Below are 23477 nucleotides of genomic sequence, written 5' to 3'. Positions count from 1 at the left end.
TACGAGCAGCCTCCGACATCCCTCCCCAGCCGGGTCGGCGCGTGGCCGAACCGGCGGTGTCAGTCCGCAGATTCCAAGACCTGCACGGTGGGCAGGTCTGCCGGCGCCCACGCCAACTCGCGCAGCCGCGCAACGGGGAGCCACACGAGCTCGGAGTGCTCTGAAGCGATCGGCTCACCCGCGATGAGCCTGCAGCGGTACGTCGTCAGCTCGATCGACACGTGCGGCGCGTCGTGCTTCGCTCCCGTCACCTGCTCGCCCACCGCGATGCGGCACGCGAGCTCTTCAGAGATCTCGCGGATGAGCGCCTCGGCATCCGCTTCACCCGGTTCGACCTTGCCGCCGGGAAACTCCCACCACCCGGCGAGCGGACCGCCGCCGCGACGCGCGCACAGCACCAGCCCGTCGCGCTCGATGACGGCGCCGACGACGGGAATGAGCGGTCGGGTCACCGTTGCAGACTACGCGCCGATTGCCGTCACGACGCGATGCGGGGCGCGTACCGTCCGCTCTTCTCGGCACGGGCGCGGGCCTTGGCCGCCTCTTCCTCGCGATTCTTCGGCGGGCTGACCGCCACGAGGCCCTCGAGCAAATGCCGCGTCGCGTGCGCGATCTCGGCGACGGCGTGGTCGAAGGCGGCCTGGTTCGCCTTCGACGGCTTGGTCGTACCCGCGATCTTGCGCACGTACTGCAACGCGGCAGCGTGCACCTCGTCTTCTGAGGCGGCGGGCTCGAAGTTGTGGAGCGTGTGGATGTTGCGACACATGCGGGCCACGGTACGCCGCGGACGCGGATCCGACCAGGCGTACGCTCGAATCCATGTCATCCGCCACCGATCCCGCGCGTCGCCTCGCCGAGATCCGCGCTGCGGCCGAGCGGATGCTGCGCGATGCGCGTTCGCAGGCGCAACGGCGGTTGCAGCGGCTCGGCGCCGACGCCGACCGCACGATCGACGTCCTGACCGGCGTCCCCGTCGTCGACGGTCCGATCGAGCAGTTCCGCCACGCCGGCGCGACGTTGATCGCCGAGCAGCGCGGCGACACCGCATCCGACACGACCTTCGTGCTCGTGCACGGCATCGGGATGGGGCGCAAGGTCTTCGCCGACCTGACGCACCGGCTGCAGTCCCACGGGCTCGTGATCGCCGTCGACCAGCCGGGCTACGGGGAGGCGCCCGAGCCGAAGCGCACCCCGACCATGGCCCGCACCGCCGACCTGCTCGCCGCCTAACTGCGACACGTCGACCGGGGCCCGGTCGTGCTGATCGGCCATTCGATGGGCGCACAGGTCGCGGTCGAGACCGCCGCACGCCACCCCGAACTCGTCGCCAGACTGGTGCTGGTCGCCCCGACCGTCGACCCGCGCGGTCGCCAGGCGCGCACGCAGTTGTGGCGGCTGGGCGTCGACCTGCTCGACGAGAGCCCGAAGGTGCTGCTACTGGGCGCGCGCGAATATCTGCGCGCCGGGCCTCACCTGCGTCGCAAGATGCGCGCCATGCTCGTCCACCGGCCGGAGGACGCGCTCGGTGCGATCACCGCGCCGACACTCGTCATGCGCGGCGAGCACGACCCCGTTTCACCGCGCGAATGGTGCGAGCAGATCGTCGCCGGCGTGGCGGACGCGAAGCTGTACGAGGTACCCGGGCGCGGCCACGAGACGCTCATCCGTGACGCCGCGCCGGCGGCATCCGTCATCGTGGGCGACGGCGAGCGCTGACGTCAGCCGGCGCGTCGTTCGACGAGGATGCCCGAGCGCTGCGGGTTGGCGGCGAACCAGTCGGCGACGTACCAGCAGACCGGACTGACCCGGCGCTCGCCGGCCTGCTCGAGGTGCGCGACGGCGCGGTCGACGAGTTCGCCCGCGTATCCGCTCCCCCGGAATGTCGGGATCGTGTAGGCGCGGGTGAGGGCGACCGTTCGCCCGTCGTCGCGGTAGTCGAGCACGCTCACGAGGTCGGAGCCGTGATGGAGCGTGTAGCGCGACGCGTCGGGTTCGTGCGCGAACTGCAGTTCCGTCATACCCACACCGTACGCCGCACGTCGGACCTTGCGGATGCCGACGCAACCCGATTGAGCACTCTGTCACATTCCGTCACGAATCCGCCGCGCCTGCTACGCGGTTTGACACGTTCAGACACGATTCGTCATAATCGTCCCCATGACTGACATCGCACGCACTCTGTCCGCCCGGGAGGCGAACGGAACCGTGGGCATCATGATGCCTGCGCGCGATGTCATGTGTTGCCGAATGTGTCGCTGACACGGTGATCCCCGCCGGGTCCTGCCGCTTCTGAACGCGCAGACCCCCGAGGCACCCGGATACGCCCGCGCACAACGCGGATTCCGGTTGCCTCGCACATCGGCCGCATCGGCCACCAGGCAACACCGCCCGAACCCGCTTCCGGCATTTCGCCCGGGTTCCGCCCCGAAGGACATCCTCATGTCGACCACCGCGCTTCTCTCCCGCCCCTCAACACCCCGTCACCTCCACGCCGTCGAAGAGGTTGCGGCCTCCGCAGCCGCGGCATCGCCCTCGTCCGGCCTGCCCACCGGAACCCTGCCTCGCGGCTTCGCCCTGTACGTCGGCATCGATGAGGTCAAGGCCGCCGCCGACGGTGTCAGCCTCTCGACCCTGGTCACCGCGCTGCGCCGCACACTGGCGGAGCTCGCCCCGCACGCCGAGTCCTACGCGACCGTCGCGCTCGCCCCGGCCGCCGCCGGTGGACGCGACGTCGACGTCGTGCGCCTCGCACTCCACGAGCCCAGCGCCGTGGCCCGCACCAAGCCCGAAGAGCCCGAGATCGACCACGTTCCCGGTGGCGTCACGATCGACATCTCGCGCCGCCGCGTGCACATCGACGGCGAGTCGGCCGCGCTCACCTTCAAGGAGTTCGAGCTGCTGCAGTATCTCGTGCTGCGCGAGGGCCGCACGATCGAGCGCACCGAGCTGGTTTCGTCGCTGTGGAGCCACGCGACCGACGAAGAGGTGCCCGGCGAGCGTACGATCGACGTGCACGTGCGTCGCCTGCGCTCCAAGCTCGGCCGCTACGAAGACATCGTGCGCACCGTGCGCGGCGTGGGCTACCGCTTCGACCGCCACGCCGACGTCGTCATCCGCTACGGCCACGGCACGCCGTCGCCCGACCGCTTCTGAGCGCCGACGCCGACATCGCCGAGCCCGACACGCGGGGTCGGCGATGTCGGCGTGACGGCGTAAGGTGACCGCATGACATGGATGGGGCGGATGCCGCTGGCCACAGCGCACCGACCCGCACCGCAGCACGAGCGACCGGTCGAAACCGAGTTCCGACCGCGACAGTCGATCGACGTGTGGCGGGCCGTCAGGCCGCAGCAGCGCGGCGGACAGGATCCGTCGCAGACGTCGACCGCCGGTGTCATCTGGCGAGCGGTCCGTACCCCGCAGGGGGTCGCGACGGTCGCGATCCGTCCGGAGCGCACGCGCACACGCGCGGCGGCGTGGGGACCCGGCGCCGACTGGGCACTCGAACAGCTCCCCCGTCTGTGCGGCGCCGACGACGATCCGACCGGCTTCGACGCGTCGCGGCATCCGCTCGTCGCAGCCGTGCACCGCCGCCACGGCGACCTTCGGATGGGGGCGACCGACCTCGTCTTCGACGCGCTGGCCTCGTCGATCTTCGAGCAGAAGGTGACCGGCATGCAGGCGTTCGGGGCGTGGCGCGCGATCCTCACGTGGTTCGGCGAGCGCGCGCCCGGGCCGACCCCGCGGCCGATGTTCGCGCCGCCCGGCGACTGGAATCTCGTGCCGAGTTGGGGGTGGCATCGTGCGGGGCTCGAGCCGCCGCAGTCCCGGACGGTGGTGGAGGCCGCACGCCGGCGTGCGGCGATCGAACGAGCCGCGTCGCAGGCGGAGACCGGGGCCGACCGCGACAGGGTGCTCACGAGCCTTCGCGGCGTGGGCGTGTGGACGGCGGCCGAGACCCGCATCCGTGCGTTCGGAGACGCCGACGCCGTGAGCTTCGGCGACTTCCATCTGGCGCACGAGGTCGGCTACGCCCTGACCGGCAGCCGCGTGGACGATGACGGAATGCGTGCGCTCCTCGAACCGTGGGCGGGGCACCGGCAGCGGGTGATCCGTCTCATCGGACTGAGCGGTGCACGCGAGCCCCGTCGCGCACCGCGGCTGCACCCAGAGGACCACCGTTCACGCTGACCCCGTTGCGGGTGTCGGAGGTCGGGTGGACACTGTTCGCGGCGGCGCACCGGGCGTCGACGCGAACGGAGGCATCACGGTGAACCTGAACCCGTACATCTCGTTCCAGGGCACGGCACGGGCCGCCCTGGAGTTCTACCATTCGGTGCTCGGCGGCGACCTGCAGGTCGACGACTTCACTGCGTTCCCCGACATGGGGATCGACCCGTCAGAGACGCACCTCGTCATGCACGGTCAACTGACGACCGACGACGGCCTCGTGCTGATGGCCTCGGACACGCCCAGCAGCATGCCCTACGCAGCCCCCGCCGGCATCTCGGTGTCGCTCAGCGGGGACGACGCAGATCGCCTGCAGGCGGCCTGGGACGGACTGTCGGCGGACGGCACCGTCACCATGCCGTACGAGACACCACCGTGGGGCGGCAAATTCGGCATGTTCCAGGACAAGTTCGGCATCGACTGGATGGTCGCGCTCAACGGGCAGGCCCCCGCATCCTGACCCGCCCCGCAAGGCCCGACGACGCCTAGGCTGGACACATGACGGGTCGAGACACAGGCTGGCCGCGCGGTCGCATCGGGTGGTTGGCTGGCACCGTTGTGTTGCTGGGGCTCGGGGTGCTGATCGGACTCATCCTGCAGAGCGTGTGGCTGGGCGTCACCCTCGCCGTCATCATCTCGATCGGGTGGCTCATCGCCTATGAATCGTGGCGGGGGCGCACCCCCGGCCTCGACGACCCGTTCGACGACGGCGCCCGCCTCTGACACCCGGACCGGGGCGGCCGCGGGGTCAGTAGTAGACGGCGAGGCGCCCGCGCGGGCCGTCGACGACGTCGACCTGGGTGTCGAAGATGTCTGACAGCACGTCACCCCGAATGATCTCGTCGGGCGTGCCGAAGGCGACGACCTTGCCGTCCTTCATGGCGCACACCCGGTCGGCGTAGTGCCCCGCGAAGTTGATGTCGTGCAGCACGACGACGATGGTGCGGCCGAGCTCTGTGGCGGCGCGGTGCAGATGGCGCATCATCTGCACCGCATGCTGGATGTCGAGGTTGTTGAGCGGCTCGTCGAGCAGCACGTAGTCGGTGTCTTGCGCAAGCACCATCGCGACATACGCCCGCTGCCGCTGCCCGCCCGAGAGCTCGTCGAGATAGCGACCCTCGAGCCCCTCGAGACCGAGGAAGTCGATCGACCGGTCGATGATCGCCTCGTCGTCGCGGGTGAGCCGCCCTTGCGAGTACGGGTACCGTCCGAAGCCGACGAGCTGGCGCACCGTGAGCCGTGTGACGAAGTGGTTCTCCTGCCGCAGAATCGCGACGACCTTCGCGAGCTCGCGCGACTTGGTCGACGCGATGTCGTGGCCGCCGACCGAGATGGTGCCGGCATCCGATTCGAGCAGGCGTCCGATCATCGTGAGCAGGGTCGATTTTCCGGCGCCGTTGGGCCCGATGAGTGCGGTGATGCCCCCGGCGGGCAGGTGGAGGTCGACGGGGCCGATCGCGACGTCGGTGCTGTAGCGCTTCTCGACGGCGGTGAGCGAGATCACAGGCGTCCCTTTCGCAGCAGGTGGATGAGGAAGAAGGTGCCGCCGACGATCTCGACGATGATGCCGACCGAGCCGGCCGCGTAGAAGATGTGCTTCAGCACGAAGTAGGCCCCGCCGAGCACGACGACACCCAGCAGCCACGCCATCGCGAACATGCGACGGTGATCGTACGTGTCGGCGAGTTGGTAGGTGAGCATCGCGACGAGGAACCCGAAGAACGTCATCGGCCCGATGAGCGAGGTCGAGACCGCCATGAGGATCGACACCATCAGCAGCGCCAGGATCGAGTCCCGCCGCTGCGAGACCCCGAGGTTCAGCGCGACCGGTCGACCGAGCGCGAGCACGTCGAGGCGGCGCCCGCCCCACCACAGCGCTGTGACCGCGAGCCCCGCCAGCGGCACGGCGATCGGCAGGTACGTGACGTCGGCGTTGGCGACGCTGCCGATGAGTCTGGCCATCAGCAGGTCGAACTCGGTCGGCGTGAGCATGCGCTGCAGGAACGTCGAGAATGCGGCGAGCGCGCCGCCGAGGATGATGCCGACCAGCAGCATGATCTGCACGTTCGCGTACCGGCCCGACAGCAGCCAGCCGTACAACAGCCCCGAGAAGGCGAGCATGACGAGAATCTGCAACAAGTAGGGACCGGCCCCCTGCACCATCAGCGCCCCCGCCGCACCGAAGAAGAAGATGGCGGCCGTGGAGATCGCGGTGTAGAGCGATTCGAAGCCCATGAGCGACGGCGTGACGATGCGGTTGCCGGTCACGGTCTGGAACGTGATCGTCGCGATCCCCTGGCACAGCGCCACCACGAGGATCACCGCGAGGCTCGACACCCGCAGCGCCGCGATGCGCCAGAACCCGTCGCTGCCGGCCGGGGCCGGGTTGTCCCACGCGAGGATGCCGACGGCGATCAGCACAGCGGCGATCGCGAGCAGGAGCATTGTGATCCGGTAGCGGCGGGCATGCGCAGGGGTCGGGAACGGACCCGACCAACGACGGGTGTGCGGGGCGGTACGCGCGTCAAACACGGCGACGCTGCCGGAGCAGAAGAGTGATGAACACGACCGAGCCGATCATGGCGAGGATGAGTGAGACGGGCACCTCGAAGGGCATGTTGATCACGCGCGCGACGATGTCGCACGCCGTGATCAGCGCGATGCCGCCGAGTGCGACCCAGGGCAGGTTCGAGCGCAGGTCGTCGCCGCGGATGAGCGAGACGACATTCGGGACGATGAGTCCGAGGAATGGCAGGTTGCCGACGACGACGGTCACCACACCGGATGCCAGCGCGATCAGCGCCGTGCCGATGAGAACGACGCGCTGATAGTTCACGCCGACGTTCGTGGCGATGTCCTGCCCGAGCCCGGCGATCGTGAAGCGGTCGGCGGCGATGAACACGGCCACGACGACGATCAGCACGGCCCACAGCGGCTCGTACTGCCCGCGCAGCACCGAGGTGAACGAGCCGGTGAACCAGATCGCCATGCTCTGCAGCATGTTCGTCGACAGCGCGATGAAGGTGGAGATCGCACCGATGACGGCGCCGAGCATCATGCCGACGATCGGGACGATGATCGAGGAGGTCAGCATGACCCGTCGGAGGAACGCGAAGAACAGCATCGTGCCGACGAAGGCCATCGCGACGGCGCCGATCATGCGGACCATCAGCGGCGAATCGGGGAACAGCAGCATGACGAACAGCAGCCCGAGGCCCGCCCATTCGGTGGTGCCGGTCGTGGTGGGTTCGACGAACCGGTTCTGCGTGAGCTGCTGCATCACCAAGCCGCACATCGCCATCGCCGTACCGGCGAGAATCAGGCCGACCGTGCGCGGGATGCGGGTGATGAGGAACATCTCGCCACCGTCTGCCTCGCCGACGACGTCGTACACACCGACGAACAGCGACACGGTGACGAGCGCGCCGACCCCGAGCACGCCGAGCAGCAGCGGCCAGGTGAACAGGCGGCCTCGGGCGCGGCGTGGTGTGGCGGTGGCGGTGGCGGAAGCGATGGTCATGGGTACCTCGTCGGGAGCGTTTCGTCTCGCTGCGCTCGCTCAACGACCGGATGCAGGGCCGGTCGTCGAGCGAGGAGCGCAGCGACGAGACGAAACGTCGAGTGGGCTCAGCCCTCGAGCGCGTCAGCGAAGGCGTTGAAGAACGCCGTGTACGTCTCGATGCCCTCGTTGAGGTACGTGCCTGCGGGCATGTACACGATGTTGCCCTCAGAGACCGCGGTGACGTTCTGCAGCGCCTCGGACTGGCCGATGAGGTTGTTCGCCGGCGTGTAGGCCTCGTCGGTGTTGGCGCTCACGCCGGCGTCGCGGTCCATGACCAGAATCCAGTCGGGGTTCGACGCGGCGATCGCCTCGACCGAGATGTCATCGCCCTGGTGCTCGCTCGAGCCTTCGACCTCGAGCGCCGGGGTCAGTCCGAGGACGTCGAACACCGGGCCGAGCGTGCGACCCGTGGTGGGTGCGGCGTAGTTGATCTCGCCGCCGGAGGTGATGACGGCCATGACCGAGTCGCCCGCGTCGTACGCAGAGGTGACGCGGTCGATCGACGCCTCGAAGTCGGCGACGAGCTGCGCGGCCTCGTCCTCCTTGCCGAAGATCTCGCCGAGCACGGTGACCTGGCGGATGAGCTCGGCGTCGAACGCCTCGCCCTCGCGGGGGTCGAGCTCGACGATCGTGGCGTCGGGCACGAGCGTCTGGAAGTCGGCGTAGTAGCTCTGGAATCGCTGCCCGTTGATGATCAGGTCGGGGTCGGCCGCGACGACGGCCTCGAGGTCGGGCTCGCCGTGGTTGCCGAGGTTGATGACGTCGGCGCCCTCGGCCTTGTACGAGAGGTCGGCCGGGAAGATGTCGAGGGGCGCTGCGACGATCTCGACACCCCAGCTGTCGAGCGTGACGATCGTGCGGTTGTCGGTGGCGACGACACTCGTCGGCGGCACGGTGACGGTCTGCGTGCCGTGGTTGTCTTCGACGGTGATGGTCGTCGGCTCGGCGGCTTCGGTCTCGGACGAGGCGGGCGTCGTTGCGCTGGCACAGCCCGCGAGGCTGAGCGCGAAGACGGTGCCGATGGCGAGGACGGCGGAACGGGAACGGCGCGAAGGCATGGATGGCCCCTCTGGTGACGGTGTGTGCTTCGGTGCGTGCCGGGTGTGCCGCTGCGACGAGCGGACGATATATCACCTGGCTTGTGTAGGTTAGCCTAACCTTATGAGCGATCCCAATTCGTTGCGTGCGACCACCTCTTTCCGGCTGGAGCGACAGCCCCTCGACCTGCGGTTCCGCAGCACTCGTCTCGCAGCGCGCCAGTGGATCACGCCGGGGTACGTGCGGATCCGACTCGAGGGGTCCGACCTGATCGGGTTCGACTCCCCCGGCAGCGATGACCACATTCGTGTGTTCTTTCCCGACATCGAGCCCGGCTCGGTCGATGAGCTGCGCGCCGCGCCGAGTCGCGAGTACACGCCGCTCGCGTGGGACGGCGAGGCCGGGTGGCTCGATCTCGAATTCGCGCTGCACGGCGCCGAGGGCGTGGCGGCGCCGTGGGCAGCGACGGCCGAGATCGGCGCGTTCGCCGGCGTCGGCGGTCCACGCGGATCAATGCTCATCACCGGGCGCCCGGACGCGTGGCTGCTCGCCGGCGACGAGACCGCCGTGCCCGCGATGCGTCGCTTCGCGCATCTGATGGACGAGGGCGCAGTCGGCCGCATCATCGTCGAAGTGGTCGACACCGAGCACGAACTCCCGATCGACGCCCCCGCGGGCGTGACGGTCGAGCAGGTGCACCGAGGTGGTGCCGCGTCCGGCACCGCCCTCGCGGCCCGGCTCGACACACTGACCGCCGCCGACCGCCCGAACGGCGACGTGTTCGGCTTCGTGGCGGCGGAGCAGGCGATCGTCAAGACGGGGCGTGCGCTACTGATCGACCGATGGGGGCTCAGCGCCGACCAGATCGTCGTGAAGGGCTACTGGAAGCGCGGCGAGAGCGAGTACCACGCGCCCCACTGAGCCCGCGACACCTCAGGACAGGAGCTCCTCGATGACCGTGAGCACACCGAGGTCTTCGTTGGACGGCGCCCGGAACCGTGCCGCGGCGACGACGTCGGGGTGGGCGTCGGCCATCGCGTACGACCAGTGGGCGGCACGCAGCATCTCGACGTCGTTCAGGTAGTCGCCGAACGCGGCGGTCTGCGCCGTCGTGATGCCGATCGCGCGCTGCAGCGCCCGCAGGGCCACCCCTTTGTCGACGCCTTGGTTCATGACGTCGACCCAGTGCGCACCCGAGACGACGACCTGGTGCGTCTCGCGCAGATCCGCCAACGCCGGGGCGGTGTGCTCCTCGCCGCCGTCGACGTCGTAGATCGCGATCTTGAGGATCTGGTCGTCGACGGCGCGCAGGTCGTCGACACGCTCCAGCGCCGCGTAGTATTTCGCCGCTTCGGCGTGGATCTGCGGATCGGGCGTCTGGATGTACGCCGACCGCTTGCCGCACAGCACGACACCGATGTTCAGCGACTCGCGCCCGAGTTCGTCGAGGCGCGTGAGCAGGTCGGCGACGAATGCGGCATCCATCGCGTCGCTGCCGACTTCCTCGTCGCCGCGGACGACGTAGGCGCCGTTCTCGGCGATGATGTCAAGCTCACCCTCGACGTGTCCGAACATGCCCCGCAGGGTCGCGAGCTGACGGCCACTGGCGGGCGCGAAGGCGATGCCCCGTTCGCGCAGTCGCTCAAGCAACGGCCACAGCCCGTCGGGGATCGTGCCGTCGGGAAGCAGAAGCGTGCCGTCCATGTCGACGGCGATGAGGCGGATGTCGGGTGCTGTCACGCCTCCATCGTGTCAGGCTCAGACCGGGGGTTATCCCCACCCCAGGTCTCCGGATGCCTCGGATGCCGCCGAAGACCGCCGAAAATAGCGTGGAGCCATGACCTCAGAACCCGTATCCCCCAAGCGACGACCCGGGCTGCTCACGCACCTCGGCGCGCTCGCGCAACTGGCGGCGCTCGGCCTGCTCGGCGCGCTCGCCTTCTCCCTCCTCGCAACGCTGCTCAGCGTCGGCATCAGCCTGCTGATCGTCGTCGTCGGCGCAGCGATCCTCGTCGCGTTCCTCTACGTGCTGTTCGCCCTGGCCTGGGTCGAGCACGAGCGGGTCGAGGGCCTCTACGGCTTCGGCATTCCCCGACTGCGACCGCGCAGCAGCGGCCGCCCAGGATTCGGCGGATGGCTGCGCACCCTGTGGCAGCAGTTCATCGACGGCGCGATGTGGCGCGGTGTCGCCAGCGCCGCCGTCGGCACCGTCCTCGGCTTCATCGTGCTGCCGACGATCGCGTGGCTGACGTCGAGCATCGGGCTGCTGTTCGCTCCCCTGCGCGGCACCGAGCCGGTCCGCCTTCCCGGCACCGGACTCATCATCGACAGCGGCTGGGCGCTCGCCGCCGGTGTCGCCGGCATCGTCGTCTCACTCGCCATCCTGCTGGGTGTCGCGCTGCTGCACGCTGTGCTGACCCGCGCGATCCTCGTGCCGTCGCGGGAGGCGATCCTCGCCGAGCAGGCGCGCGCCGCCTCGACGCAACGCGCCGGAGCCGTCCGTGCCAGCGAGGTGGAGCGCACCCGCATCGAACGCGACCTGCACGACGGCGTCCAGCCCCGCTTGGTGTCGGTCGCCATGACGCTCGGCCTCGCACAGCAGAAGATCGATTCCGATCCCGCAGCTGCGAAGGCGCTCGTCGACGAGGCGCACACCTCGACGAAGGCGGCGATCACCGAACTGCGACAGCTCGCCCGCGGCATCCACGCTTCGGTGCTCGATGACCGCGGACTGGATGCCGCCCTCTCGGCCCTCGCGGCACGCTCCCCGATTCCGGTGCAGCTCGACGTGCGCGTCGACGGGCGGTGCAGCGCCACCGCCGAAGCCGCCCTGTATTTCGCGATCGCCGAGTCGCTCACGAACGCGGCCAAGCACTCCCGCGGCTCGCAGGCCCGGGTCACGGTGCGACGCCGCGACGACGGCACCCTGTGGGCCCGCGTCGAAGACAACGGCATCGGCGGCGCCCACGTGCAGCCCGGTGGCGGCCTCGACGGCATCACGAACCGCGTGCTCGCCGCCGGCGGCACCGCCCGACTCGAAAGCCCGACCGGCGGCCCGACCGCCCTGGAGGTGAGCGTCCCGTGCGCATCCTGATCTGCGAAGACTCCGCGCTCCTGCGGGAGGGCCTCGTGCGCGTGCTCGAAGACGCCGGCCACGACGTGGTCGCCGCGCTCCCCGACGCGACACACCTGTCGGACACGGCCACCGAGACCTCGCCCGACCTGTGCATCGTCGACGTGCGACTGCCGCCGACATTCACCGACGAAGGCATCCGCGCCGCACTCGCGCTGCGCACGGCCGACCCCGACCTGCCGGTGCTCGTGCTCAGCCAGTACGTCGAGGAGCGCTACGCCAGCGAGCTCATCACGAGCCACGGCGCCGCCCTCGGGTATCTGCTGAAGGACCGTGTCGCCGATGTGAAGGACTTCCTCGCATCGATCGACCGGATCGCCGCGGGGGCCACGGTGCTCGACCCCGAGGTCGTCGCACAGCTACTCACCCGACGGGCACGCGACGAACGGATGTCGCGCCTGACCGACCGCGAGCGCACCGTGCTCGCCCTGATCGCCGAGGGCAAGAGCAACCAGGCGATCGCACAGACCCTCTTCATCACCGAGGCCAGCGTCGAAAAGCACATCACGTCGCTGTTCCAGAAGCTCGACCTCGAACAGGACGAGCACGGCAACCGCCGCGTCCTGGCGGTGCTCGCCCACCTCGAACACGGCGGCGGCCAGCCGCAGAACGGAGCAGCGCGATGAGCGCCACGATCACACCCCCGACGCCCGAGCAGGTTCCCCCGACCCCGGCGCCGCAGCCCCGCGGCTCCGCAACAGCCATCGCGATCATCGCGATCGTGATCGGCGCGGTCCTCATTCTCGGCACGGTCGTCTTCGGCATCCTCGGCGCCCTGCGCACCGCCGCCACCCAGACGATCGAGCGGTCGGCGAGCGCCGACGATGTCGAGTCCGTGGAGACGTCGACGTCAGCCGGTGAACTCGACGTCGTCTTCGAACGCGTCGACGAAGCCACCCTCACCGTCGAAGGCCCGGGAGCCGACGACTGGCAGCTCGACCGCTCCGGCGACCAGCTGACGGTGTCGGTGGACCGCGGCTGGTTCGGCGGCTGGAGCTGGTTCGGGTCAGAAGGAGATCGCGCCGTATTGACCCTGCCGATGGAACTCACCGGCATCGACGCGACCTTCGACGTGAGCGCCGGCTCGGTGGAGGCCTCGGGCGCGTTCGGCGACGTACGGCTCGAGCTGAGCGCCGGCGAGATCGACCTGTCGGGCGTCGTGGCATCGCTCGATACGCACGTGAGCGCCGGCACCGTCAACCTCGACGTCGACGCACCTCGCACGGTCGTGATCGACGTCAGTGCCGGCACGGTGAAGGGCCAGTTGACGGGAGCGCCCTCGGATAGCCTCGACATCGGCGTGAGTGCGGGCTCGGTGCACCTGGCCCTCCCCGACGGCACCTACCGGGTCACCTCGGACGTGTCGGCCGGCACGTTCGACAACAACCTCGACACGTCTTCGGGCGCCACCTCGACCGTCGACGTGCGCGTCTCGGCCGGCGAGGTCGTGCTGCGACAGGACTGATCCGGCATCCGCGTGCACCCTTCCACCGTTAGCGTGGGAGGGTGCACGCGTTCACCGGCCATCTGCCCGGCAGTCGCGAGTACCGGCGCCTGCTGGCGGGGCTCTTCTTCGCCGGGATCGCAACGTTCGCACAGCTGTACTCGACGCAGGCGGTGCTGCCGTTCATCGCCGAGGAGTTCTCGGCCTCGCCCGCCGATGCCGCACTGTCCGTCTCGGTGACGACGCTCGGGCTCGCGGCATCCGTCATCGGCTGGTCGGTGGTCGCCGACCGGATCGGGCGGGTGCCGGCGATGACGGTCGGCATCGTCGCGGCGACCCTGTGCGGCCTGGTCGCGCCACTTTCGCCCACGCTCGAGCTCCTCCTGCTGGCGCGGGGTCTCGAAGGCGTGGCACTCGGCGCGGTGCCGGCGATCGCGCTGGCCTACCTCGCCGAAGAAGTGGATGCCGGGCACACCGCCGCCGCGGCGGGCAGCTACATCGCGGGCACGTCGATCGGGGGGCTCGCGGGCCGGCTGGTCGCGGGACCGTTCGGCGACATCGGGCAGTGGCGGTGGGGCGTGTTCGCCGTCGCCGCCGTCTGCGTGGTCTCAGCCGTTCTGTTCTTGACGCTGATCCCGGCGGCGCGCGGCTTCGAGCCCGGCATCCGTCGCGGCGGGCCGTCATTGTGGGCGCGGCTGCGGATGAACCTCGGCGACCGGCGTCAGGTGGCGCTCTATGCGCAGGGATTCCTACTGATGGGCGGGTTCGTGGCGGTGTACAACTACCTCGGGTTCCGTTTGCTGGCGCCGCCGTTCGCGCTGCCCCTGTGGGTCGTGTCGTTCCTGTTCCTCGCCTATCTGGCGGGCACCGTGGCTTCGCCGTGGGCGGGCCGTCTCGGCGCACGCTCCGGGCGACTGCCGGTGCTGCTCGCCTCGACGGCGGTCATGGCGGGTGGGCTCACCCTCACCCTCGTCGACACGATCTGGGCGGTCGTGATCGGGCTGCTCGCGATGACGGCCGGCTTCTTCGCGGCCCACGCCATCGCGTCGGGGTGGGCACCGGTCGCGAGCGCCCCCGAAGCACGCGCGCAGGCCGCGTCGCTCTACTATCTGGGCTATTACGGCGGGTCGAGCCTGTTCGGCTGGCTGCTCGGCTTCGCGTTCGCAGGGTTCGCGTGGCCGGGAGTGGCGGGCGGCGTGCTGGTCATGGTGGCGATCGCCGCGGGGCTCGCGGTCGCGTGGCTGCGCGCAGACGGACGGCACGCCGCGCCCGCGGGGCCCGCTCAATAGGGTGGGCGCATGGACCTCATCGAAGCGGTCGGCTGGCTCGGCTCTGCCATCCTCGTCGTCTCACTGCTGCAGACCCGGGTCGCGCGGCTGCGACTGATCAACCTCGTCGGGTGCCTCGTGCTGATCGGCTACAACGCCGTCGTCGGCGTCTGGCCGATGGTCGGCTTGAACGTCGTGCTCGCCGTCATCAACATCGTGTACCTGTTGCGCATGCTGCGGCGCCGGCATGACGAATCCGCGTACACGGTGCTCGAGGTCGACGGCGACGACCGCTACCTGCAGCACGTCCTCGCCGTGCACGCGGGCGACATCGCCCGGTACAACCCAGGCTTCGCAGGCGAACGACTGCCGGCCGATGTCGCCTACCTCGTGCTCGACGGCGACGAGACCGTCGGCGTCGTACTGGCCCGCGACGCCGGCGAGGGCACTGTCGAGATCGTGCTCGACTGGGTGACGCCGCGCCGCCGCGATCTGTCGCCGGGCGAGTTCGTCTTCCGCACCTCCGACGTGTTCTCGCGTCGCGGGTTCACCCGCATCCTCTCTCCCGCCGGCATGAAGGACCCGTATTACGGCCGCATCGGCTTCACACCCGTCGGCGACCGGTGGGAGTTGGCAGTCCCGGCTGCATGAGTGGATTCCTGAACGCTCCCTATGCGTCCGTTATGGGTCCAGCCGAGAGCATGGCGGTCGTTACCGTGCCGTTATACAGTCGAGTCATCGCAGTTCCCCCGACTGCGTAAGACACAGATTCCCCCCTCTGTGTGCGATTCTCTGGTGCAAGGGATGACAGGGCCGGTCGGATGGTTTCCCCGACCGGCCCTACTCTTTGCGTCATACGGGTGAACGGCCCGCATGCACCCGACTAGCGTGTTGCTCGTGACCACGCCGATCGATGCCACGACCACGCCCGCCTGGAACGACCTGACCGCGCTGCGCGACGGGTTCTCTCCCGATCTGCGGGGTTGGTTCGACACCGACCCCGGCCGCGTCGAGCGGCTCACTTTCGACCTCGCCGACCTTCGCGTCGACCTGTCGAAGAACCTCGTCACCGACGAGATCGTCGCAGCGCTCGTGCGCCTCGCCGAACAGACCGGCGTCGCCGAGCGGTACGCCGCGATGCTCGCGGGCGAGCACATCAACACGACCGAAGACCGCGCAGTGCTGCACACGGCGCTTCGCCGCCCCGCCGGCGCGAGCCCCGCGCTCGTCGTCGACGGACAGGACATCGACACCGACGTGCAGCAGGTGCTGGATGCGATGGACGCGTTCGCCGAGCGTGTGCGCGGCGGCGACTGGGTCGGTGTCACCGGCAAGAAGGTCACGCACGTCGTCAACATCGGCATCGGCGGCTCCGACCTCGGCCCGGTCATGATCAGCGAAGCGCTCGAGCCGTTCGCCGACGCCGGCATCCAGGCGCGCTTCGTGTCGAACATCGACCCGTTCGACCTCGCGCACAAGACGAAGGATCTCGACCCCGAGACGACGCTGTTCATCGTCGCATCGAAGACGTTCACGACGCTCGAGACCCTCACCAACGCGCGCCTCGCACGCGACTGGCTGTGGGCTGGCCTGCAGGCCGTCGGCGCGATCGACGACTCCGACGCGCAGAAGACGGATGCCGTGGCGCACCACTTCGCCGCCGTGTCGACCGCGCTCGACAAGGTCGCGGCCTTCGGCATCGACACCGCCAACGCGTTCGGATTCTGGGACTGGGTGGGCGGCCGCTACTCGGTCGACTCCGCCATCGGCCTGTCGCTCGTGATCACCGTCGGTCCCGCCGCGTTCCGCGAACTGCTCGCCGGATTCCACGCGGTCGATGAGCACACGGCATCCACTCCGCTGGCACAGAACGTACCGGTGCTGATGGGTCTGCTCAACGTCTGGTACACGAACTTCCTCGGGTCGCAGTCGCACGCTGTGCTGCCGTACGCGCAGCAGCTCAGCCGGTTCGCCGCCTACCTGCAGCAGCTCACGATGGAATCCAACGGCAAGAGCGTGCGCTGGGACGGGACGCCGGTCACGAGCGACACCGGTGAGATCTTCTGGGGCGAGCCGGGCACCAACGGCCAGCACGCCTTCTACCAGCTCATCCACCAGGGCACCCGGCTGATCCCCGCCGACTTCATCGCGTTCGTGAACCCCGCCTACGCGCTCGCCGACGACGGCCGCGACGTGCACGGCCTGTTCCTGGCGAACTTCCTCGCGCAGACGAAGGCGCTCGCGTTCGGCAAGACCGCCGAAGAGGTCGAGGCCGAGGGCACGACGGGCGCCCTCGTGGCCGCCCGCACCTTCGCGGGCAACCGCCCGACGACCTCGATCTTCGCGGCAGATCTGACCCCGCGCACCCTCGGTGAGCTGGTCGCGCTGTACGAGCACATCACCTTCACGCAGGGCGTCATCTGGGGCATCAACTCGTTCGATCAGTGGGGTGTCGAGCTCGGCAAGCAGCTCGCGCTGCAGATCGCGCCGGCCATCGAAGGCGACCAGGATGCCGTGGCCGCGCAGGACGCCTCGACCCAGGCGCTGCTTGCCTACTATCGCGAAAATCGCCGCTGATCAGGACTGCTGGTCGGAGCCCGGTCATAGCGGGCTCCCACCGGTCGTCCAGGGTTTCCTGCTGAACCGTCCAGACTGACGGTTCAAGGTAGGGGGTCGCGTCTCACCCGAAGGGGCGCGATGCCGACGCGCTTGTGCGCGCCGACGAAAGGACCCCCCGCATGCCCGAAACCTCCGAGCTCACCCCTGCCCGCCGGCGCCGCGACTCGCGGCGCCGCACGCAGCACCCGCTGCGTCGCGTGGGCATCGCGGTCGCGATCGCGACGGCGCTCAGCGGTGCGGCCGCCCCCGCCTACGCCGCCACGGCCGCAGCCATCGTCACGGCGACACCGACCTTCGACCAGGCTGCGTCCGACGCAGAGTCGGCCGTCACGGCCGCCGAGCAGACCCTCGCAGACGCGCAGGCGCTCACCGAGGCGGCTGCCGCATCCGGCCTGCCGCTCGGCGAGGTCGACGCCACGATCGACACGTCCGCACTCAGCAGCGCCCTCGCCGAGGTCGAAGACCTCGATCTCGTGCCGTCGCTGATGCTGCCCGAGCGCACCGAAGACGTGCTGGTTGCCACGGCCGTCGTCGCGTCGGCCGCAGACACCCTCGAAACCGCACTCGCCGAGGCCGAGGCCACCGAGGCCCAGCGCATCGCCGAAGCCCTTGCCGAGCAGAAGGCCGCCGCCGAGGCGGAACGCGAAGCCGCTGCAGCGGCCGCCGTCCTCGCCGAAGGCAACACGGTCGCCGGCGCCAAGGCGACCGCGGCATCCATCGCATCGTCCGACTACGGCTGGGGCAGCGACCAATTCTCGTGCCTCGAGTCGCTGTGGAACAAGGAGTCCGGCTGGGACTACCAGGCCTACAACGCGTCCAGCGGCGCGACCGGCATTCCGCAGGCGCTGCCCGGCAGCAAGATGGCGTCGGCCGGTTCGGACTGGCAGACCAACGCCACCACCCAGATCATCTGGGGCCTCGGCTACATCTCATCGGTGTACGGCACCCCGTGCTCCGCGTGGGGCCACTCGCAGTCGGTGGGGTGGTACTGACCATGAACACCCTCGAAACGCATGAGGCACCGACGCGGTCCTCGCTGAAAGCGCGGAACACGCACCACCCGCTGCGCCGGCTCGCCGCCGGCGCCGCCGTCGGCGTCGTCATCGCCGGCGCGGCAGCCCCTGCGTACGCCGTCGCTGTCGCCAGCGCCGCCACCGAAGCCCCGACCTTCGCCCAGGCCGCGTCCGACGTCGAGTTCGCGCTCGTGCAGGCAGAAGCCGCGATCGACGACGCCGCGGCCGTTGAAGCCGAAGTCAAGGCATCGGAACTCGACCTTGGCGCGGCCGACGTCACGATCGACGTCGACGACCTCGAGGCGGCGATGGACGAGCTCGAACAGCACGAGCTCATTCCGTCGCTGATGCTGCCCGAGATGACCGAGGATCTGCTGGTGGAGGTCTCGCTGACCAACGCCGCCTCCGGTGAACTCGCCGGCGCCCTGGATGCCGCCGAGCAGGCGGAGGCCGAACGCCTCGCGGCCGCAGCGGCCAAGCGCAGGGCAGCCGAAGCCGCCGCGAAGAAGAAGGCGGAGGAAGAAGCGGCCGCCGCGGCAGCCGCCGAAGCCGAGGCTGCGGCCGAAGCAGCCGCCGCCGAAGAAGCCGCCGAGTCGTCCTCGGGCGGCTCGTCGCTGTCGGCCGGTTCCGCCGCATCGTCGGGTGACAACTCGGTCGCCGGCGCGCAGGCGACCGCGCGTTCGATCGCTTCGTCGGAGTACGGCTGGGGCGACGACCAGTTCTCCTGCCTCGTCGACCTGTGGAACCGCGAATCGGGTTGGAACTACCAGGCCTACAACGCGTCGAGCGGCGCCTACGGCATTCCGCAGGCGCTCCCCGGCAGCAAGATGGGCTCGGCGGGAGCCGACTGGGAGACCAGCGCGACGACCCAGATCATCTGGGGCCTCGGCTACATCTCGTCGCGCTACGACACCCCGTGCGGCGCCTGGTCGCACTCCGAGTCGGTCGGCTGGTACTGATCGCGCCCGCTCAGGCGGGGTGGATGCTGTTCCACCGGCCCGGCTCGGCAAACTCCGCGTAGCGGACGTCCGCACCGTCGGGCCCGACCTCGGCGGTGCACACCAGCAGCGACAGGGTCGGGTAGCCGTGCGGACGATTGTCGCGGATGATGGCGCGATCGTCGGTGGGTGTGAGCTCGGCGCTGCGCGCGAGCGTCGCCAGCCACTCCTCGCGCCAGTCGGCCCCGGCATCCACTGCCTGCGAGGCGAACACGCCCTGCCAGTGCACGATGCGCGGGGTCTGGGCGTCGTCGACGTCGTCGTGGGCGATCATGTGGACGCCGGGGGCGAGCGCGATCGTCCGCACCGACGCGCCGTCCCACATCGTCACCTCGACACCATCGGCCGTCACCTGCACGAGGTTGAAGCCGTGGGTGCGGGGCGGGTCGGGAATCGGACGACCGGCCACCGCATCCAGCACGATCCGACCCCGCGATGCCGGCGCGTCGTCGAGCACATCCGCACGGTTCAGCACGACGGCGAGCCGGCTCCGGGCGGGATCGGCCGCCAGCCACGCCCCGCCGGCCCGCGCATCGCGCACCCCCACGACGCCGGGCAGTTCGTCAGGCCACCACGGGCCGAGCCGGTCCCACGATCGGGTCGGGTCCTCGTCGCGCACGGCGAGCAGACGAACCGACGCACCGGGCTGTTCGGGCACGCGCACGATGACGGTGCACATCGGCGGCTCCTGTCTCACGCCTCCCGCATGGGAGGATCGGGGCATGTTCGTTGTCGTGGGTGTCAGCGGCGGCATCGCCGCCTACAAGTCCGTGCAACTGGTGCGGGGCCTCGTCACCGCGGGGCATGAGGTGCATGTCATCCCCACCGAAGACGCGCTCCGCTTCGTCGGCACGACCACCTGGGAGGCGATCAGTCGCCATCCTGTCACGACCAGCGTGCACGACGACGTCGCCGACGTGCGGCACGTCTCACTCGGCACCCGCGCCGACCTGGTGATCGTCGCGCCCGCCACCGCCAACACGCTCGCGCGCATGGCTGCCGGCATCGCCGACGACCTGCTCGGCGTCACCCTGCTGGCGACGACCGCGCCCGTGCTCGTCGCGCCCGCAATGCACACGGCCATGTGGGAGCACCCCGCCACGCGCGAGAACATGGCCGTGCTCCGCGCGCGCGGCGTGCAGGTGATCGGCCCCGAAGACGGCCCCCTCACCGGCGGCGACAGCGGCCCCGGCCGCATGAGCGAACCCGACGACATCCTCGCCGCGGCGCTCGCGATCGTTCCGGATCGCACCGATCTCGCCGGACTCACCGTCGCCGTCTCGACCGGCGGCACCCGCGAGCCGATCGACCCGGTGCGCTTTCTCGGCAACCGCTCCAGCGGCACGCAGGGTGCCGAAGTCGCCGTCGCCGCCGCAGACCGCGGCGCGCACGTGCGCCTCGTCGCGGCGTACGTCGACGAGGGCGTGCTCGCTGCGGCGCTGCGCCACCCGCGCGTGACGGTCGTACGGGTCGCGACGGCGGTCGAATTGCGCACCGCGATGCTCGCGGCATCCGCCGACGCCGACGTCGCCGTCATGGTCGCCGCCGTCGCGGACTATCGTGTCGCGGAGGTCTCTGACCACAAGCTGCGCAAGGAAGACGGCACCCCGACCCTCGACCTGGTCACCAACCCCGACGTGCTGGCCGAACTGGTCGCACAGCGACAGGTCGGGCAGACGATCGTCGGCTTCGCCGCTGAGACGGCCGCCGACGACGCCGAGCTGCGCGAGCGCGGGCGCCGCAAACGTGCGCGCAAGGGCGTCGACCTGCTCGCCGTCAACGCGGTCGGCTGGGATCAGGGGTTCGGCGCGGGCGAGAACGCAGTCATCGTGCTCGACGCCTCCGACGGCGTGCGCGCCGAGGTCGCGGGCGACAAGCGCGCCGTTGCGGATGGCCTGTGGGATGCCGTCGCGAGCGTGCGGGGCTGATCGAGCGTCAGGAGCGCGCAGCCTCGGCCACAAGGGCGGCGAGGGAACGGTCGAGCCCGTCGACGATGAAGCCGAGCCCGATGTCGAACTGCTCGATGACCGAACCCTGAGGCTGGGCGATGTTGCTCGCGACCGCAGCTGCGACGAGCGGATAATCCGCGATCGCCGGCGCCAGGTCTGCAACGAACGCGTCGACGTCGCGCCTCGACTCGCCGACGAGGGGAACGCTGCGGGTCATCGTCGCGAAGCCGAGCACGTACGAATCGATCGCGTACAGCGCGCTCGACGCGAACGCCGTCGGAAAGCCGTGCACCGACAGGTAGCGGAACATCGCCTCCCAATGCCCCAACTGGAGAGGACCGGGGTCGGGCGCCCCGAAGACATCGCGGATCCAGGGGTGCCGTTTGGTGTCGTCGAGCAGGGCCCAGGCGCGTCGCCGCATCCCTTCACGCCACGGTTCGGCATCGTCGGGAACGACCATCGCGCCGTAGGCGCCGTCAGCGAGCAGAAACAGCAGCGCGTGCTTGTTGGCGACGTGGTGGTACAGCGACATCGCCTGCACGTCGAGTTCTGCCGCGACGGTGCGCATGCTGACGGATGCGAGCCCGCCGCGGTCGGCGACCGCAGCGGCAGCCTCGATCACGAGCTGCTGGGTCAGTCCACGATGTGCCATCGCTGCATGCTCCTCGGTCGCATCCCACTGGTGCCGGGTGTTGCACACCATACAGCCGTACATCTACCATGGCCGTACGCCTTACGGGAGTAAGGCGGCTGTCCCCGTTGTGTACACCGCACGGCGAAGCGCCTCGGCGCCAGGCCCGGGAGAACGGCATTCGGGTGGCGGCCGTCGCACCCCCCGCTCCGCGGCCGCCACCCCACACTCGAGGCTTCTCAGCCGCGCGCAGCCTCGGCGGCCGCCGCGGCGCGCTGCAGCCATGCAGGCGTGTCGCCATACCGCTGCGGCGGGATCAACCGCCCGGCGGCACTGTCGGAGATGAGCGTCGCGAGTCGGTCGATCCGCGTCTGCTCGCGCTTGGCGGACTGCACCCAGTGGGTCGCCATGCGGCGGTATGTCGCGGTCGCGGCCTCCCAGAACGCTGCCGCCGCGGGGTCGGCGTCGAGCGCCGCCTGCTGTTCGGCGTCGAAGCCGATGGGGCGCTCATGCGAGTACACGCCGGTCCGATCGGCGCTGCGGCGCTCGTACGCGGCGATGCCGGCCGGCATCATCCGGCCCTCCGCAGTGAGTCGTTCGACGTGTGCGATGTTGACGTCACTCCAGATGCTGGTCGCTTTGCGCGGCGACCAGCGCTGCCGCCGCGAGGTCTCGTCGATGCGTTGACTGACCGAGTCGATCCAGCCGAAGCAGAGCGCCTCGGGCACGGCATCCGCCCAGGTCAGCCCTTGCCGCGGGTCGCCCTTGCGGTACAGGCCCATCCACAGCTCGGTCGCCGACTCGTGGTTCGCCTCGAGCCACGCCCTGAACTCGGTCGCGTCGTCGAAGAACACCGCTGGTCGTTCGGTCGTGCCGTCCTCGTGCATGCCGCGACTCTACGCGGCGGCGCCGACACTCGGCCGCCTCCCCGTGCCGGCGGGCGCCCGTGCCCCCGAGGGGCGGAGCCGACATGCGGCGACGGCGCCACCCTCGCAAGGGTGACGCGTCGCTCGGCCGGGCTCGGCGATGCAGGCCCGCCACAGGTGGGCGTGGTGGTGATGGCCACGCCCACCTGTGGTCGCTCAGGAGCGGGCGAAGAACATCTGGTTGACGGACTTGTTCGCACCCCAGGCGGAGGTGGGGCGGGCGCCCTTGCCGAGCTCCCACGCGATCGTCACCGAGCGACCACGCGTGATGGAACGCAGGCGCGAACCGGTGTGCACGTCACCCACACGCGAGGACGTCTTGGCGTTGATCACGGCCATGACCTGCGCCTTGCTCGCGTCGGCGGGCACCCGCACCGTCACGAACTGCCAGTTGTTCGCGCCCCAGAGGGCGCGGTCATCGCGGTAACGCAGCACGCCGTTCGTCGTCGAGGCGCGCCACGACCCGGGCCTGAGCCGCGGTCTTGGGCATGTACCGGTCCACCTGGAAGGTGCGCTGCACCGCCTTCACTGCGGGGACGCTCGGACGGGTCGTCGGGCGCGTGGTGGGCGTGGTCGTGGGGCGCGTCGTCGGCGCGGGCACCGTAGTCGCGAGCGACGTGGGCCGCGGCGTGATCGCCGGGACCGAGGTCGTCGGCGCCGGGCTCG

General features: G+C 70.1%; 28 protein-coding genes. 16 read left to right on the top strand and 12 right to left on the bottom strand.

Annotated features, from left to right (window positions below):
- Positions 1 to 59: 59 nt before the first annotated feature.
- Positions 60 to 452, bottom strand: coding sequence for a (deoxy)nucleoside triphosphate pyrophosphohydrolase (locus ACSF8R_RS00140; protein WP_434809805.1), 393 nt, complete (start codon positions 450 to 452; stop codon positions 60 to 62).
- A 26-nt stretch (positions 453 to 478) separates the two neighbouring features.
- Positions 479 to 766 (bottom strand): DUF2277 domain-containing protein, encoded by a 288-nt coding sequence (locus ACSF8R_RS00135; RefSeq protein WP_434809804.1) that lies wholly within the window; start codon positions 764 to 766, stop codon positions 479 to 481.
- A 53-nt stretch (positions 767 to 819) separates the two neighbouring features.
- On the opposite strand from ACSF8R_RS00135, the gene ACSF8R_RS00130 reads away from it, so the two are divergent.
- Both ACSF8R_RS00130 and ACSF8R_RS00125 read left to right on the top strand, forming a co-directional pair.
- Positions 820 to 1230 (top strand): alpha/beta fold hydrolase, encoded by a 411-nt coding sequence (locus tag ACSF8R_RS00130; protein ID WP_434809803.1) that lies wholly within the window; start codon positions 820 to 822, stop codon positions 1228 to 1230.
- Entirely contained in the window at positions 1231 to 1716 is a 486-nt protein-coding gene (locus tag ACSF8R_RS00125) for an alpha/beta fold hydrolase (protein ID WP_434810364.1), read from the top strand.
- 2 nt (positions 1717 to 1718) lie between these two features.
- Here the strand turns inward: ACSF8R_RS00125 and ACSF8R_RS00120 are convergent, their stop codons facing one another.
- Entirely contained in the window at positions 1719 to 2018 is a 300-nt protein-coding gene (locus ACSF8R_RS00120) for a GNAT family N-acetyltransferase (RefSeq protein ID WP_434809802.1), read from the bottom strand.
- 421 nt (positions 2019 to 2439) lie between these two features.
- On the opposite strand from ACSF8R_RS00120, the gene ACSF8R_RS00115 reads away from it, so the two are divergent.
- The 4 genes from ACSF8R_RS00115 (at position 2440) to ACSF8R_RS00100 (ending at position 4953) form a co-directional block, all read left to right on the top strand.
- Positions 2440 to 3153 carry a winged helix-turn-helix domain-containing protein gene (locus ACSF8R_RS00115; RefSeq protein WP_434809801.1) on the top strand — a complete coding sequence of 238 codons (714 nt, stop codon included), beginning with the start codon at positions 2440 to 2442 and terminating at the stop codon, positions 3151 to 3153.
- 72 nt (positions 3154 to 3225) lie between these two features.
- Positions 3226 to 4191, top strand: coding sequence for a DNA-3-methyladenine glycosylase family protein (locus ACSF8R_RS00110; protein ID WP_434809800.1), 966 nt, complete (start codon positions 3226 to 3228; stop codon positions 4189 to 4191).
- 25 nt (positions 4192 to 4216) lie between these two features.
- Entirely contained in the window at positions 4217 to 4690 is a 474-nt protein-coding gene (locus tag ACSF8R_RS00105) for a VOC family protein (protein ID WP_434809799.1), read from the top strand.
- A gap of 38 nt (positions 4691 to 4728) precedes the next feature.
- On the top strand, positions 4729 to 4953 hold the full coding sequence (locus ACSF8R_RS00100; RefSeq protein WP_434809798.1) for a hypothetical protein: 225 nt from the start codon (positions 4729 to 4731) through the stop codon (positions 4951 to 4953).
- 25 nt (positions 4954 to 4978) lie between these two features.
- Here ACSF8R_RS00100 and ACSF8R_RS00095 read toward each other — a convergent pair whose 3' ends face one another.
- The 4 genes from ACSF8R_RS00095 to ACSF8R_RS00080 form a co-directional block, all read right to left on the bottom strand.
- Entirely contained in the window at positions 4979 to 5734 is a 756-nt protein-coding gene (locus ACSF8R_RS00095) for an iron ABC transporter ATP-binding protein (RefSeq protein WP_434809797.1), read from the bottom strand.
- Complete coding sequence (locus tag ACSF8R_RS00090) at positions 5731 to 6675, bottom strand: iron chelate uptake ABC transporter family permease subunit (protein ID WP_434809796.1); 945 nt, start codon at positions 6673 to 6675, stop codon at positions 5731 to 5733. The genes ACSF8R_RS00095 and ACSF8R_RS00090 overlap by 4 nt, the downstream gene beginning before the upstream one ends.
- A 79-nt stretch (positions 6676 to 6754) precedes the next feature.
- The gene (locus ACSF8R_RS00085; RefSeq protein WP_434809795.1) at positions 6755 to 7750 is read right to left on the bottom strand and encodes an ABC transporter permease; all 996 of its coding nucleotides are present in this window, start codon (positions 7748 to 7750) and stop codon (positions 6755 to 6757) included.
- Between the two features lie 107 nt (positions 7751 to 7857).
- Positions 7858 to 8850 carry a siderophore ABC transporter substrate-binding protein gene (locus ACSF8R_RS00080; RefSeq protein ID WP_434809794.1) on the bottom strand — a complete coding sequence of 331 codons (993 nt, stop codon included), beginning with the start codon at positions 8848 to 8850 and terminating at the stop codon, positions 7858 to 7860.
- Positions 8851 to 8953: 103 nt separating this feature from the next.
- Between ACSF8R_RS00080 and ACSF8R_RS00075 the strand changes: the two genes are divergently transcribed.
- The gene (locus tag ACSF8R_RS00075; protein ID WP_434809793.1) at positions 8954 to 9751 is read left to right on the top strand and encodes a siderophore-interacting protein; all 798 of its coding nucleotides are present in this window, start codon (positions 8954 to 8956) and stop codon (positions 9749 to 9751) included.
- Positions 9752 to 9763: 12 nt separating this feature from the next.
- Here the strand turns inward: ACSF8R_RS00075 and ACSF8R_RS00070 are convergent, their stop codons facing one another.
- Complete coding sequence (locus ACSF8R_RS00070) at positions 9764 to 10570, bottom strand: Cof-type HAD-IIB family hydrolase (protein ID WP_434809792.1); 807 nt, start codon at positions 10568 to 10570, stop codon at positions 9764 to 9766.
- Between the two features lie 97 nt (positions 10571 to 10667).
- Between ACSF8R_RS00070 and ACSF8R_RS00065 the strand changes: the two genes are divergently transcribed.
- The 8 genes from ACSF8R_RS00065 (at position 10668) to ACSF8R_RS00030 (ending at position 19266) form a co-directional block, all read left to right on the top strand.
- Positions 10668 to 11924, top strand: a complete 1257-nt coding sequence (locus tag ACSF8R_RS00065; protein ID WP_434809791.1) for a sensor histidine kinase — start codon at positions 10668 to 10670, stop codon at positions 11922 to 11924.
- Complete coding sequence (locus tag ACSF8R_RS00060) at positions 11912 to 12589, top strand: response regulator (protein ID WP_434809790.1); 678 nt, start codon at positions 11912 to 11914, stop codon at positions 12587 to 12589. The genes ACSF8R_RS00065 and ACSF8R_RS00060 overlap by 13 nt, the downstream gene beginning before the upstream one ends.
- Entirely contained in the window at positions 12586 to 13428 is an 843-nt protein-coding gene (locus ACSF8R_RS00055; RefSeq protein ID WP_434809789.1) for a hypothetical protein, read from the top strand. Before ACSF8R_RS00060 ends, ACSF8R_RS00055 begins: the two co-directional genes overlap by 4 nt.
- A 41-nt stretch (positions 13429 to 13469) precedes the next feature.
- Complete coding sequence (locus ACSF8R_RS00050; RefSeq protein ID WP_434809788.1) at positions 13470 to 14696, top strand: MFS transporter; 1227 nt, start codon at positions 13470 to 13472, stop codon at positions 14694 to 14696.
- Between the two features lie 9 nt (positions 14697 to 14705).
- Positions 14706 to 15326 (top strand): hypothetical protein, encoded by a 621-nt coding sequence (locus tag ACSF8R_RS00045; RefSeq protein ID WP_434809787.1) that lies wholly within the window; start codon positions 14706 to 14708, stop codon positions 15324 to 15326.
- A gap of 222 nt (positions 15327 to 15548) precedes the next feature.
- The gene (gene pgi, locus ACSF8R_RS00040; protein ID WP_434809786.1) at positions 15549 to 17252 is read left to right on the top strand and encodes a glucose-6-phosphate isomerase; all 1704 of its coding nucleotides are present in this window, start codon (positions 15549 to 15551) and stop codon (positions 17250 to 17252) included.
- A 161-nt stretch (positions 17253 to 17413) separates the two neighbouring features.
- Positions 17414 to 18286 (top strand): phospholipase, encoded by an 873-nt coding sequence (locus tag ACSF8R_RS00035; protein ID WP_434809785.1) that lies wholly within the window; start codon positions 17414 to 17416, stop codon positions 18284 to 18286.
- A 2-nt stretch (positions 18287 to 18288) separates the two neighbouring features.
- On the top strand, positions 18289 to 19266 hold the full coding sequence (locus ACSF8R_RS00030) for a lytic transglycosylase domain-containing protein (protein WP_434809784.1): 978 nt from the start codon (positions 18289 to 18291) through the stop codon (positions 19264 to 19266).
- Positions 19267 to 19276: 10 nt separating this feature from the next.
- Here ACSF8R_RS00030 and ACSF8R_RS00025 read toward each other — a convergent pair whose 3' ends face one another.
- Positions 19277 to 19984 (bottom strand): NRDE family protein, encoded by a 708-nt coding sequence (locus ACSF8R_RS00025; RefSeq protein ID WP_434809783.1) that lies wholly within the window; start codon positions 19982 to 19984, stop codon positions 19277 to 19279.
- 43 nt (positions 19985 to 20027) lie between these two features.
- Between ACSF8R_RS00025 and coaBC the strand changes: the two genes are divergently transcribed.
- The gene (gene coaBC / locus ACSF8R_RS00020; RefSeq protein WP_434809782.1) at positions 20028 to 21233 is read left to right on the top strand and encodes a bifunctional phosphopantothenoylcysteine decarboxylase/phosphopantothenate--cysteine ligase CoaBC; all 1206 of its coding nucleotides are present in this window, start codon (positions 20028 to 20030) and stop codon (positions 21231 to 21233) included.
- Between the two features lie 7 nt (positions 21234 to 21240).
- Here coaBC and ACSF8R_RS00015 read toward each other — a convergent pair whose 3' ends face one another.
- The 3 genes from ACSF8R_RS00015 to ACSF8R_RS00005 form a co-directional block, all read right to left on the bottom strand.
- The gene (locus ACSF8R_RS00015; RefSeq protein ID WP_434809781.1) at positions 21241 to 21906 is read right to left on the bottom strand and encodes a TetR/AcrR family transcriptional regulator; all 666 of its coding nucleotides are present in this window, start codon (positions 21904 to 21906) and stop codon (positions 21241 to 21243) included.
- Positions 21907 to 22124: 218 nt separating this feature from the next.
- The gene (locus ACSF8R_RS00010) at positions 22125 to 22772 is read right to left on the bottom strand and encodes a YdeI/OmpD-associated family protein (protein WP_434809780.1); all 648 of its coding nucleotides are present in this window, start codon (positions 22770 to 22772) and stop codon (positions 22125 to 22127) included.
- A gap of 195 nt (positions 22773 to 22967) precedes the next feature.
- Complete coding sequence (locus tag ACSF8R_RS00005; RefSeq protein WP_434809779.1) at positions 22968 to 23246, bottom strand: hypothetical protein; 279 nt, start codon at positions 23244 to 23246, stop codon at positions 22968 to 22970.
- Positions 23247 to 23477 lie beyond the last annotated feature (231 nt).

The sequence above is a fragment of the Microbacterium sp. bgisy189 genome (genome assembly GCF_965345345.1).
Lineage (GTDB): Bacteria > Actinomycetota > Actinomycetes > Actinomycetales > Microbacteriaceae > Microbacterium.
This window is presented reverse-complemented; position numbering and strand designations above follow the sequence as displayed.